The sequence below is a fragment of the Roseibium sp. TrichSKD4 genome, assembly GCF_000148725.1.
Taxonomy (GTDB): domain Bacteria; phylum Pseudomonadota; class Alphaproteobacteria; order Rhizobiales; family Stappiaceae; genus Roseibium.
The window spans coordinates 200,488-212,060 of the sequence record NZ_GL476304.1 but is presented as its reverse complement, the minus strand read 5'-3'; the positions used below and the strand labels follow the sequence as shown (position 1 = coordinate 212,060).

General features: G+C 53.2%; 11 protein-coding genes and 2 pseudogenes. 9 read left to right on the top strand and 4 right to left on the bottom strand.

Annotated elements, in window-relative coordinates; genetic code table 11:
* A pseudogene (locus tag TRICHSKD4_RS03890) lies at nucleotides 1-242 on the top strand (regulatory protein RecX); the annotation flags it as partial.
* 15 nt (nucleotides 243-257) lie between these two features.
* Here the strand turns inward: TRICHSKD4_RS03890 and TRICHSKD4_RS03885 are convergent.
* The 4 genes from TRICHSKD4_RS03885 to TRICHSKD4_RS03870 all read right to left on the bottom strand — a co-directional run bounded on the left by TRICHSKD4_RS03885 (nucleotide 258) and on the right by TRICHSKD4_RS03870 (nucleotide 2,918).
* The gene (locus tag TRICHSKD4_RS03885) at nucleotides 258-851 is read right to left on the bottom strand and encodes a YceI family protein (protein WP_009466111.1); all 594 of its coding nucleotides are present in this window, start codon (nucleotides 849-851) and stop codon (nucleotides 258-260) included.
* A 330-nt stretch (nucleotides 852-1,181) separates the two neighbouring features.
* Nucleotides 1,182-1,613 carry an alternative ribosome rescue aminoacyl-tRNA hydrolase ArfB gene (gene arfB, locus TRICHSKD4_RS03880; protein ID WP_009466110.1) on the bottom strand — a complete coding sequence of 144 codons (432 nt, stop codon included), beginning with the start codon at nucleotides 1,611-1,613 and terminating at the stop codon, nucleotides 1,182-1,184.
* Nucleotides 1,614-1,649: 36 nt separating this feature from the next.
* Complete coding sequence (locus TRICHSKD4_RS03875; protein ID WP_009466109.1) at nucleotides 1,650-2,294, bottom strand: TetR family transcriptional regulator C-terminal domain-containing protein; 645 nt, start codon at nucleotides 2,292-2,294, stop codon at nucleotides 1,650-1,652.
* A 189-nt stretch (nucleotides 2,295-2,483) separates the two neighbouring features.
* Nucleotides 2,484-2,918, bottom strand: coding sequence for a hypothetical protein (locus TRICHSKD4_RS03870; protein ID WP_009466107.1), 435 nt, complete (start codon nucleotides 2,916-2,918; stop codon nucleotides 2,484-2,486).
* A gap of 457 nt (nucleotides 2,919-3,375) precedes the next feature.
* On the opposite strand from TRICHSKD4_RS03870, the gene TRICHSKD4_RS03865 reads away from it, so the two are divergent.
* The 8 genes and pseudogenes from TRICHSKD4_RS03865 (at nucleotide 3,376) to TRICHSKD4_RS03830 (ending at nucleotide 11,547) form a co-directional block, all read left to right on the top strand.
* Nucleotides 3,376-4,701: an aspartate aminotransferase family protein gene (locus TRICHSKD4_RS03865; RefSeq protein ID WP_009466105.1), complete on the top strand. Its 1,326-nt coding sequence runs from the start codon at nucleotides 3,376-3,378 to the stop codon at nucleotides 4,699-4,701.
* Nucleotides 4,702-4,791: 90 nt separating this feature from the next.
* On the top strand, nucleotides 4,792-6,048 hold the full coding sequence (locus tag TRICHSKD4_RS03860; RefSeq protein WP_009466104.1) for a Zn-dependent hydrolase: 1,257 nt from the start codon (nucleotides 4,792-4,794) through the stop codon (nucleotides 6,046-6,048).
* A gap of 63 nt (nucleotides 6,049-6,111) precedes the next feature.
* On the top strand, nucleotides 6,112-6,399 hold the full coding sequence (locus tag TRICHSKD4_RS03855) for a GIY-YIG nuclease family protein (protein WP_040616141.1): 288 nt from the start codon (nucleotides 6,112-6,114) through the stop codon (nucleotides 6,397-6,399).
* Between the two features lie 123 nt (nucleotides 6,400-6,522).
* Nucleotides 6,523-7,979, top strand: a pseudogene (hydA, locus tag TRICHSKD4_RS03850) (dihydropyrimidinase).
* 263 nt (nucleotides 7,980-8,242) lie between these two features.
* Entirely contained in the window at nucleotides 8,243-9,025 is a 783-nt protein-coding gene (locus tag TRICHSKD4_RS03845; protein WP_040616260.1) for an ABC transporter ATP-binding protein, read from the top strand.
* Nucleotides 9,009-9,479, top strand: coding sequence for a GNAT family N-acetyltransferase (locus TRICHSKD4_RS03840; RefSeq protein ID WP_009466101.1), 471 nt, complete (start codon nucleotides 9,009-9,011; stop codon nucleotides 9,477-9,479). The genes TRICHSKD4_RS03845 and TRICHSKD4_RS03840 overlap by 17 nt, the downstream gene beginning before the upstream one ends.
* The gene (locus tag TRICHSKD4_RS03835; RefSeq protein WP_009466100.1) at nucleotides 9,476-10,399 is read left to right on the top strand and encodes an ABC transporter permease; all 924 of its coding nucleotides are present in this window, start codon (nucleotides 9,476-9,478) and stop codon (nucleotides 10,397-10,399) included. The genes TRICHSKD4_RS03840 and TRICHSKD4_RS03835 overlap by 4 nt, the downstream gene beginning before the upstream one ends.
* The gene (locus tag TRICHSKD4_RS03830) at nucleotides 10,396-11,547 is read left to right on the top strand and encodes an ABC transporter permease (RefSeq protein WP_009466099.1); all 1,152 of its coding nucleotides are present in this window, start codon (nucleotides 10,396-10,398) and stop codon (nucleotides 11,545-11,547) included. The genes TRICHSKD4_RS03835 and TRICHSKD4_RS03830 overlap by 4 nt, the downstream gene beginning before the upstream one ends.
* Nucleotides 11,548-11,573: the final 26 nt, after the last annotated feature.

Sequence of the window (11,573 nt, the reverse complement as noted above, 5' to 3'; positions counted from 1 at the left end):
TTTTAAGAGCAAAAGGCGTTTCAGAGGCCGTTGCCGAAAACGCCCTGCAAAGTGACGATACGGACGAGGTTTCAGCGGCTCGGCGGTATGCTCAGCGCCGCCGATTAGGAGCATGGCGCTCAGACCCAACGAAAAGGACTGACCGCCGCGACAAGGATGTTGCCGCGCTCTGCAGGGCTGGATTTTCTGTATCTATCGCAGTCAAAACAATCGATGGCGACGCTGATAATGAAGTGGATTGATCACGGACAAAAGCGTCATTTCATTCGCATAGCTTCGGTTTCGATAATGATGTTCACGTCATCACCGACAAGACCATTGTCTACGGCGTAAGTCATTCCAAAGTCGCTTCTTTTAAGTGTTCCGCGCGCACTGATACCCAGGACAAACCGCTTGTGGCCAAATGGATATTCGGCAGCACGGTTTAGCGTAACATCCAATGTCAGCGGGACAGAATTTCCTCTCAACTGCAGCATCCCGGAAACCGTTCCTTCTGTTTCGCTGGTTGGTGTCCCGGTATCAGCGGTAAAAATCATGACCGGATGTTTCTCTGCGTCTAAAAAGTCCTTGTTTCGCACATGGTTGTCACGCGCGGCGTTGAACGTTCCAACACTTGGCGTCTCTACGGTGACGTTAAGATCAGAAAGCTCCTGTGTTTCCATGTCATAGACAAATTCGCCTTGCACGTTGGTGAACAGCCCAAGCGTGTCTGCAAAGCCAATATGCTTCACCGTGAATGCGACGGTCGTATGCTCAGGGTCCAGTTCGTATCGATGCGGTTCCGCGCGCGCTTCAAGAGTTAAAGAGCTAGCTACTAAACCGAATGCCACAAGAGATGCCAGGATACGCATTTGAGTGCCTCCGTTAAATACTGGACAACCTTCAACATAGGGCAACCATCATCATGTTTCGAATGCGAATGCGGTGTCGTTAGCCACGATTTTGTGAGGTGGACGCACACGGACCATGAATTTGCTCGGCTGCTATCCAGCAGCATTCTCGTGTTTTGAATAATCAAATAATATTCCATAATATATATTATACGATTTATGTATGGCGTAATGGCTTGATTGATTGGGCTATGGTCAAACACCCCTTAAAGATGGAATTGCATAGCCGATACGTGGTTTGGGATTGCTTTGTGACACGCAAGAATGAAACGACAATCAGTCTGCATCCGATCAATCAAAATTCGCTGATTTGCCACGTAGTTTTTTGATAGAGCCACGTTTCTTTTTTGTTTCAAGACGTCGCTTCTTGGAAGCCAATGTTGGCCGGGTCGCTTTCCGGGGTTTGGGTTTTTTAGTTGCTTTCTTTAACAGCTCAATCAGACGCCCGAGTGCATCCTCCCGATTGCGTTCTCTGGTGCGAAAACGATCAGCCTGAATGATAATCTCGCCGGAAAGTGTAAGCTTGCTGCCTGCCAGACGCGCTGCCCGTGATTTGACATCGCCCGGCAAAGTTTCGTTTGCTTCCAGAGAAAAACGCAGCTGAACGGCAGTTGATACCTTGTTGACGTTTTGGCCACCTGGGCCCGAGGCCCGGATAAAGTCCTCGCGAAGGTCGTCTTCCAAAATAAAGAGCTTGTTTGTGACGGGAATTTTCCCGGTCATATGATCGTTATCTTTGTCACTACACATCTTGTGGTTTTAACGCTTGGGCGGCGTCAAACCAAGGCCGGCCAATATTACTCCCGAAATTGTTTTCCACGCGTCATTGAACAATTCTGGCTCGGCGAGACCCTTGCCCGTTAACGCTCTAATTTGAGGCGAAAAATCTGCGTAGTGCTGTGTGGTGGACCAGATCATGAAAAGCAGGTGGACCGGTTCAACAGGCCTTATTTTGTCCGTATCTATCCAGTGTTGAATAACGGAAGCCTTGTCATCAACCAGTTGTTTTAGGTCTGTTTCCAACACGGTTTTGATCTGTGGTGCCCCTTGCATCACTTCATTTGCAAAGAGCCGGGATGCTTCCGGTGATTTGGCGGACATCAGCAGTTTTTGGTGGATGTAGTTGTCTAACTCTTCTGCGGGATCCCCGTCCCTGTCGAGGGTTTTTAGCGGGTCCAGCCACCCATCGAGGATTTCTTCAATGACCGCCTCGTAAATCGCGTCCTTGGAAGAAAAGTAATAGAGGAGATTAGACTTCGACATTCCGGCAGATTTGGAAATGCGCTCGATGGTTGCCCCAGCATGCCCTAGACGAGAAAACTCTTTAAGAGCGGCGTCCAAAATACGCCCTCTGTTTTTCTCCTGAATACGACTCATGCTGGAGGTGTCGGTTTGCGCTGCCACGCAGGACCCTTTCTTATTATTATCCCTTTGCTGCTTATTGGTAACTTGGAAAATGGCGCTACGGCAAGCGTATGCATCCGCCAAATCCAGTAAAAAACGGATAAAGAAAAAGCCACTGAAACGTGTTCAGTGGCATCTTGTTCCATGTTGGGAGCGGTTTAATTGCCTCAATTGGCACCCTTCCCGGTCCTACCAGAGCTTTTTGGAGACCAGACCTCCAAGTAGGCCACCCTTTGCGCCCAATAAGCCACTGATTAGACCCAGCTTTGCCTTTAAAAGTCCGCCGAACAAACCGCCCAGAAAATCGTGCTTTCCGCCTTCGTGTTTGTTTTCAGTCTTGTGTTCGGCTTTATGTTCGCTCTTGTGGTCGGTTTTTGGCTTTTTCGTATGAGTTCCGCCGTGCGCATGCTGAGATCCGTGAACCTTTGTTCCGCAGGTTATTTTTGCTGCTGGTTGTGTGTGGCCATGTGCAGCCACTTGGGTCTTTTCCGTCTTTGCGGTCTCAACCTGAGGCTTTTCAATATGTTTTGCCTGCGTGAGATGTTGTTTAAAAAGGCTGGCGTGTCCAAGGGACGCCTTGCTCTTGTGATGGCCTAGAATTCCAGAAAGAAGTGCAAGTGTCATTTTATCCCCCAAACGCCTTTGAACCCGTTCCGTTATGGTTAACGCGCAATTAATAATAGGATATATGTGGTGGTTACGTAAGACGCCTACGTAGTTCTGAAATCGCTCTCACGAGGGCGTTCCATCCTCCCCTTGGTAATTTCCGCCTTGACCACTCATTCGAGTCTTCCTAACCTCGATTTGACCAAATGGTCAGTTTTCAAATGTTAGAAAGTTTCAAGGACGTTTGAGACAGACCTATATAAAGAGCCAACAAGGCCAAGCGCTGGATTAAATGTCCGGCGCACTCCAGAGAGCGAGTATCACCAAAAGGGTTTCACAAAACCCGCTCAGTGATGCGACAGTGGGAACAAGCTGTGTGAGGTGAGTCTGCCGAAAAGTGGCAAGCATTCAGCCTTTCACCGCGATAACAACGGGATAACGCGGCTTATGGTGAGATGGCCGCGAGGGAGGACGCATGTCGATTTCGGCATCAACCACGAATAATCTAGACGCTTTCTGGATGCCATTTACGGCAAACCGTCAATTCAAACAGTCGCCGCGCATGTTCGTTGGTGCAAAAGACATGCACTACACGACGTCAGACGGTCGGCATGTTCTTGATGGTACAGCTGGGCTTTGGTGCTGCAATGCCGGTCATAGTCGTCCGCGCATTGTGGAAGCGGTACAAAAGCAAGTCGCAGAACTGGACTATGCACCCGCCTTCCAAATGGGACATCCCAAAGCATTTGAGCTGGCAGCCCGCTTGGCTGCGTTGCTCCCCTCGCCTATGGATCATGTCTTTTTTACCAACTCAGGCTCGGAAAGTGTCGATACAGCACTGAAGATTGCGCTCGCGTATCAACGCACGATTGGTCACGGAACCCGAACCCGTTTGATTGGCCGGGAACGTGGCTACCACGGTGTTGGGTTTGGGGGCATTTCCGTTGGCGGCATCGTCAACAACCGTAAAAACTTCGGCACCCTGCTGACCGGCGTGGATCATATGCGCCACACACATGATCCGGAGCGAAATGCCTTTTCCCGCGGGATGCCGGAAAGCGGCGCTGAATATGCGGAAGATCTCATCCGGATCATTCAGCTTCATGACCCTTCGACCATTGCAGCGGTCATTGTTGAACCTGTTGCCGGTTCTACAGGAGTTCTTATTCCACCCAAGAACTATCTGGAACGGCTTCGGGCCATCTGCGATCAACACGGCATTCTGCTTATTTTTGATGAAGTCATCACCGGCTTTGGGCGTCTCGGATCACCCTTTGCGACAGATTTCTTTGATGTCATGCCGGATATCATCACCACTGCAAAAGGTCTGACGAGCGGTGTGGTGCCCATGGGAGCCGTGTTCTGCACCAAATCGATCTACGAGGCCTTTATGACCGGCCCGGACCACATGATCGAGCTGTTCCACGGCTATACGTATTCAGCCCATCCGATCGCCTGCGCAGCAGCACTTGCAACGCTCGACACCTATGATGAAGAAGGCCTTCTGACGCGCGCTGCTGACCTTGCCCAATACTGGGAAGACGGCCTGCATTCGCTGAAAGATTGCCCGCATGTCATCGACATCCGGAACCTTGGTTTAATTGGTGCAGTTGAGCTGGAAGGGATTGTTGGCGAACCCACAAAACGGGCGTTTTCGGCTTTCCTAAAGGCCTATGACGACGGCATCTTGATACGGACTACCGGCGACATCATTGCCTTGTCACCGCCGTTGATCATCTCCAAGGAACAGATCGATGAGTTGTTCGACAAGCTTCGAACGGTTCTGAACGCAATCGACTGACCTGCGTGCTCCTTCGGGAGCAAAGGGAGACGCAATCAAAGGACGGCGGTTTCGCCGTCCGATCATAAATTTTGGTTTTGGGAGAATATCATGGCCGCTCCGGGAGAGAATCTTCGCATCAATGCTGACCGACTTTGGGACAGCCTCATGGAGATGGCCAAAATCGGGCCGGGGGTCGCTGGAGGTAACAATCGTCAGACTCTAACGGACGAAGATTCCGAGGGGCGCAAACTCTTCCAGAAATGGTGCGAAGATGCAGGCATGGCCATGGGCGTCGACACTATGGGCAACATGTTCATGACCCGGCCAGGCACCGACCCGGATGCCCTCCCCGTCTATGTCGGCTCTCACCTCGATACTCAGCCAACCGGCGGCAAATACGACGGCGTTCTCGGCGTTCTTGGCGGACTGGAAGTCGTACGCAGCATGAACGACCTTGGTATCAAGACCAAACATCCGATCGTCGTGACCAACTGGACCAACGAGGAAGGCACCCGCTTTGCCCCTGCTATGCTGGCCTCTGGCGTCTTTGCGGGCGTTCACGAGCAAGATTGGGCCTACGCCAAGGAAGATGCCGAAGGCCTTAAGTTTGGTGATGAATTGAAGCGCATCGGCTGGGTTGGCGATGAAGAAGTTGGTGCCCGCAAGGACAAGATGCACGCCTTCTTCGAGTTGCATATCGAGCAAGGCCCAATCCTGGAGGCCGAAAACAAGGATATCGGCGTTGTTACACACGGTCAGGGGCTTTCCTGGACGCAAGTGACCATCACCGGTAAGGACAGCCACACCGGGTCCACCCCAATGCCCATGCGCAAGAACGCGGGTCTCGGAATGGCGCGCATTCTGGAACTGGTGGACGAGATCGCCTGGTCCCACGCGCCGCACGCCGTTGGCGCGGCGGGGCATATCGATGTTTACCCGAATTCCAGAAACGTGATCCCCGGCAAGACCGTTTTCACCATCGATTTCCGTTCCCCTGATCTGGCGGTCATCAAGGACATGGAAGATCGGCTTAAGGTCGGAGGCAAGAAGATCTGCGACGAGATGGGCTTGACCGTGGAGTTCGAAAAGGTCGGCGGTTTCGATCCGGTTGAGTTTGACAAGAATTGTGTGTCGGCGATCCGCAATGCGGCCGAACGCTTGGGCTATTCCCACCGCGACATCATTTCCGGTGCGGGTCATGATGCCTGCTGGATCAACCGCGTCGCCCCAACGGCGATGGTCATGTGCCCCTGTGTTGACGGCCTCTCTCACAATGAAGCGGAAGAGATCTCCAAGGATTGGGCGAAGGCCGGTGCCGACGTATTGTTCCACGCGGTGATTGAGACTGCGGAGATTGTGGAGTGAACCTAACGGGTGACCACAATGCCGTCCCGGCCTTGAGCCGGGACCTCTCTACCAGAAGGGAATATGGCGTTCTTCGTGTATATTTTGGCCAATAAACCACACGGAGTAATCTACATCGGCTCAGCGCGTGATTTGCGTAAAAGACTAGAGCAACATCGTGCAGGCACAAGTGGAAGCCATACTCACAAATACAACATCAAGACTTTGGTTTATTTCGAAGTTTTTGATGAAGTCATTGATGCAGTTCATCGCGAGAAACGGTTTAAGCGATGGCGTAGGAGTTGGAAGGAAGATTTGATCGCAGATGTGAACCCGGATTGGCGAGACATTAGCGATCAAATCCCGTTTTGAGAAACAGGTCCCGGATCAGGTCCGGGACGGCACCGAGACTTGTGGTTGGCACGTGCTTGCATGTTGCCAACTCAGTCTTGAGCCGGGAGCCAAGCTGAAGAAATTTGAGTGGGAGGAGATAAAATGGCGAGCACAGTGATCAAAAGCGGGACGGTTGTTACTGCTGATCTCAGCTACGACGCGGATGTGAAGATTGAAAACGGCGCGATCATCGAGATTGGGCCGAACCTTTCCGGTGATGCAACGCTGGATGCGTCCGGGTGCTATATCATGCCGGGCGGGATAGATCCGCACACCCACCTCGAAATGCCCTTCATGGGCACCTATTCCTCCGACAACTTTGACAGCGGCACGCGGGCAGCGCTCGCCGGTGGAACCACCATGGTTGTCGACTTTGCCCTGCCGTCGCCGGATCAGTCCCTACTGGAAGCGCTGCAAATGTGGGACAACAAATCGACCATGGCCCACTGCGACTACTCATTCCACATGGCGATCACCTGGTGGGGAGAACAGGTCTTCAACGAAATGGAGACAGTGGTTCGTGAACGCGGCATCAACACCTTCAAGCACTTCATGGCCTATAAGGGCGCTTTGATGGTGAATGACGACGAGATGTTCGCCTCCTTCCAGCGCTGCGCGGAACTGGGCTCCCTCCCCCTAGTTCATGCGGAAAACGGCGATGTGGTTGCAACGCTCCAGCAAAAGCTCCTGTCTGAAGGCAATAACGGGCCAGAGGCCCACGCTTATTCCCGCCCTCCGGAAGTGGAAGGTGAAGCCACCAATCGCGCCATTATGATTGCCGACATGGCAGGCGTTCCGCTTTATGTAGTGCACACATCTTCAGAGCAGGCGCACGAAGCCATTCGCAGGGCGCGGCAAAACGGCATTCGTGTTTACGGTGAGCCCCTCATCCAGCACCTGACGCTTGATGACAGCGAATACAAGCACGCCGACTGGGATCACGCGGCACGACGTGTCATGTCTCCGCCGTTCCGGGACAAGAAACATCAAGATAGCCTCTGGGCTGGTCTTGCCTCTGGCTCCTTGCAAGTCGTCGCGACAGACCATTGTGCCTTCACCACGGACCAAAAGCGCACGGGCGTTAGCGACTTCACCAAAATCCCGAACGGCACCGGAGGACTGGAAGATCGCATGCCGATGCTGTGGACCTATGGCGTGAACACGGGACGATTGACCCCGAATGAGTTTGTGGCAGTCACCTCCACCAACATTGCCAAGATCCTGAACGTTTATCCAAAAAAGGGTGCGGTGCTTGTTGGCGCGGATGCGGACCTTGTTGTCTGGGATCCGAACAAGGAGAAAACCATCTCCGCCGCCTCGCAGGAATCGGCCATCGACTACAACGTCTTTGAAGGTAAGCATGTCAAAGGCCTGCCACGTTACACCTTGTCGCGCGGTCGGGTTGCTGTGGATGATGGCAAGGTCGTGCCGCAACAGGGCCACGGCAAATTTGTCAACGCGAACCATTCCAAGCCGTCAACAAGGCGCTGTCGACCTGGAAGGAACTGACCGCTCCGCGCAAGGTGGAGCGGACGGGTATTCCTGTCAGCGGTGTTTGATCACCCTCACCGAATGAATAACCCGTCGCTTGGCAACCGGCGGCCGGCCACCGCTAGGGCAGCGATAGTGTAAACGTGGTGACTAATACGAAATCGTCATTCGCGAGAACGCACAAGAATCGAGAGCGGTTGCTTGAAGCGCAGTATCGGATAAGGCCAAGGCGCTCAGGGATTAATCGGACGATGGAGATTGAACCTTGCAGGTAGACATGGCTGAAACAATGGAAAGACTTCTTCCACGTGATGGGGATGGCGGGACAAAAATGACTAACAATGTGGTGGAAGCCAAAAACCTGTCTCTGACATTTCAGACCAATGACGGTCCGGTTCATGCGCTCTCCGAGATTGATCTGACGATTGAGGAAGGTGACTTTGTTTCCTTCATTGGCCCGTCGGGGTGCGGAAAAACCACGCTCTTGCGTGTGATCGCCGACCTTGAACAACCGACCGGCGGCTCCATCACCGTCAATGGAGTTTCCCCGCATCAAGCGCGGCTCAATCGGGCCTATGGCTATGTGTTTCAAGCAGCCGCGCTCTACCCGTGGCGAACCATTGCCAAAAACGTTGCCCTGCCGCTGGAAATCATGGGGCTTCCTGCCAGTGAGCAACAACAGCGCATTTCGAAAAACCTTGATCTCGTCAATCTCTCCGGTTTTGAAAAAAAGTACCCGTGGCAGCTTTCAGGTGGCATGCAGCAACGCGCCTCCATTGCCCGCGCCTTGGCGGTGGAACCCGATCTTCTCTTGATGGACGAACCCTTCGGCGCTCTCGATGAAATCGTGCGCGATCATCTCAACGAACAGCTTTTGCAGTTGTGGGCCAAGACCAACAAAACTGTTGTGTTCGTCACCCACTCCATTCCCGAAGCAGTATTCCTCTCCAGCAAGATCGTGGTGCTTTGCCCTCGCCCGGGTCGGATCTATGACGTCATTGAAAGCAACCTACCCCGAGACCGCAGTCTGGATATCCGCGAAACCTCAGAATTCCTCGAAATCGCCCACCGCGTCCGCGAAGGGTTGAAAGCGGGACATGCGTATGATGACTGAGCGGGCAGATTTTAGAAAAGTCCAGCTGGGTGACATGCCCGCTTGCGCCAAGATCTTCAACGATTGGGTTGACGCTACGCCATGGATGCCTCGGGTGCACACCCGAGACAATGTAATCTCCTATTACCAAAATACTGTCGGGCCCAATCAAATGGTTTGGGTGACAGAAGACGCTTCCGGCATTCAGGGGTTTCTGTCCAGCACTGAGAACTTTGTAACGGCGGTGTATGTGTCACCAGAAGCCAGAGGCAGAGGCGTCGGCAAGACGCTTCTGGATGAAGCCAAGATGGCTAGCCCTTCAGGTCTGTCACTTTGGACATTTGCAGAAAATATGCGTGCGCAAAAGTTATATGAGCGCGAAGGCTTCAAGGAAGTTCGGCGAACGAATGGTGACAATGAAGAAGGTCTACCGGACATCTTTTATTCTTGGCCGGAAGCGGAGGCTCCAGCATGATCAACACCGCCCTCGCCTCACCTCGCTCCACCAACCCCTTCGCCGGCCTCATGTCCGGCACCACGGGTCCCGTGATTGTTGTCGTCTGTGCGATCCTGGCGATCTGGTACATCTCTGCGGTTATTCTCAACACGCCATTTCAGAAGGAAATGTATGAAAGGGCAAACCGTGGTGACGTACCGGTTTCCCAGCTGGTGACGGACACGCTGGCGCAAGAGCGTCCGGTTCTGCCCGCCCCCCATCAGGTGGCGCAAGAAATCTGGAAGACGACCGTTGAGAAGAAGGTGACCTCCAAGCGGTCTCTGGTCTATCACACCGGGATCACCCTCTCATCAACGCTGCTCGGCTTTCTGATCGGGACGACACTGGGCATTTTACTGGCGGTTGGGATCGTGCATAGCCGCGTGCTCGACAAATCCATGATGCCTTGGGTGATATCCTCTCAAACCATACCTATCCTTGCCATCGCGCCCATGATTATCGTGGTCTTGAACGCGGTTGGTATTTCGGGCCTTTTGCCAAAGGCGATGATTTCAACCTATCTATCGTTTTTCCCCGTCACGGTGGGCATGGTTAAGGGGCTGAGGTCGCCTGAAGTCATTCACATGGACTTGATGCACACCTATTCGGCGACCCGGTGGCAGACTTTCTGGAAACTCCGCCTGCCCTATGCTGTGCCGTATCTCTTCACCTCCATGAAGATCGGTATGGCCGCATCCTTGGTAGGGGCCATTGTCGGCGAACTCCCAACGGGCGCTGTCGCGGGTCTTGGGGCGCGGTTGCTTGCCGGGTCTTACTATGGCCAGACAGTACAAATTTGGTCAGCACTTCTCATGGCGGCATTTTTGGCCGGTGCCCTGGTTGCGTTGATCGGCGTCATGGAAAAGGTTGTCTTGAAGAAAATGGGGATGGCGCAATGAGTTCATTATCTGACCGCCGTGTCCGTTTTGATACGGCCTCTCTTTTGGCAGCGGGCGTCATCTTGTGTGTGGTTGTTGCGTTGGCCACCACGGCCTTTCTTCCGGACCGCTATGTGTTCAACACGCCATCATTGGCCATCCAGTTCGGGTTTCTGGCCATTTTGGGTGTGCGGTATAGCCTTGGGTTTGCGCATAATATGGCCGGTGACATCGCGCTCGGTATCGTCAGCGTCACATCTGCCTGGTTGTTGATTGCTGTCGCTCATTCTTATCCGGGAGATGCAACGACGGGCTTTTGGGCGCTTGTAGTTGCGCTATGGTTGTCGTTTTGGCTGTTTGTGGAACGGCTTGCGGCATGGTCATTGCCCAATCCGACGCTGGCCCGTCTAGTCAATCTGGCGATCCCGGTCCTTTTTGGGGCCACATTTCTCATTCTTTGGGAACTGGGCGTGACGGGCGCGGGTGTTCCCAGGGTTCTCCTGCCAGCCCCTTCGGAAATCTGGATTCGTCTAACCACCTCCGTTCCAACCCTTTGGGCGGATTTTCAGCAGACATTCTTGAAAGCAGTGCTCATAGGTTATGCCATTGGCTGTGGTTCGGCATTTGTCGTGGCCATTTTAGTTGACCGTGTGCCGTTTTTGCGCCGTGGGCTTTTGCCGATCGGAAATCTTGTGTCAGCCCTGCCAATTATCGGCGTGGCACCGATCATGGTCATGTGGTTCGGGTTTGACTGGCCGTCCAAGGCGGCTGTTGTCATCATCATGACCTTCTTTCCAATGCTGGTGAACACCGTGTCCGGGCTGGCAGAAACTGATGCCATGCAGCGCGACCTAATGCGCACCTATGCCTCGAATTATTGGCAAACCCTGTTCAAGCTTCGGCTTCCAATGGCGATGCCGTTTATTTTTAACGCGCTGAAAATCAACTCAACTCTTGCGTTAATCGGGGCCATCGTTGCGGAATTCTTCGGAACGCCAATTGTCGGCATGGGCTTTCGGATTTCAACAGAAGTGGGCCGAATGAACGTAGATATGGTCTGGGCAGAGATCGCCGTGGCGGCTTTGGCTGGTTCGCTGTTTTACGGGTTCGTTGCCTTGCTGGAGCGGGCTGTCACCTTTTGGCATCCATCCATGCGCGCGAAAATGTGATCGGCTTCAAGAGACTTTCAAAAACA

Excerpts from the sequence above, each read along its gene's own strand:
- TRICHSKD4_RS03885 (WP_009466111.1), bottom strand. The coding sequence starts at position 851 with ATGCGTATCCTGGCATCTCTTGTGGCATTCGGTTTAGTAGCTAGCTCT.
- TRICHSKD4_RS03860 (WP_009466104.1), top strand. The coding sequence starts at position 4,792 with ATGGCCGCTCCGGGAGAGAATCTTCGCATCAATGCTGACCGACTTTGG.
- arfB (WP_009466110.1), bottom strand. The coding sequence starts at position 1,613 with ATGACCGGGAAAATTCCCGTCACAAACAAGCTCTTTATTTTGGAAGAC.
- TRICHSKD4_RS03845 (WP_040616260.1), top strand. The coding sequence starts at position 8,243 with ATGACTAACAATGTGGTGGAAGCCAAAAACCTGTCTCTGACATTTCAG.
- TRICHSKD4_RS03830 (WP_009466099.1), top strand. The coding sequence starts at position 10,396 with ATGAGTTCATTATCTGACCGCCGTGTCCGTTTTGATACGGCCTCTCTT.
- TRICHSKD4_RS03835 (WP_009466100.1), top strand. The coding sequence starts at position 9,476 with ATGATCAACACCGCCCTCGCCTCACCTCGCTCCACCAACCCCTTCGCC.
- TRICHSKD4_RS03855 (WP_040616141.1), top strand. The coding sequence starts at position 6,112 with ATGGCGTTCTTCGTGTATATTTTGGCCAATAAACCACACGGAGTAATC.
- TRICHSKD4_RS03870 (WP_009466107.1), bottom strand. The coding sequence starts at position 2,918 with ATGACACTTGCACTTCTTTCTGGAATTCTAGGCCATCACAAGAGCAAG.
- TRICHSKD4_RS03865 (WP_009466105.1), top strand. The coding sequence starts at position 3,376 with ATGTCGATTTCGGCATCAACCACGAATAATCTAGACGCTTTCTGGATG.
- TRICHSKD4_RS03840 (WP_009466101.1), top strand. The coding sequence starts at position 9,009 with ATGCGTATGATGACTGAGCGGGCAGATTTTAGAAAAGTCCAGCTGGGT.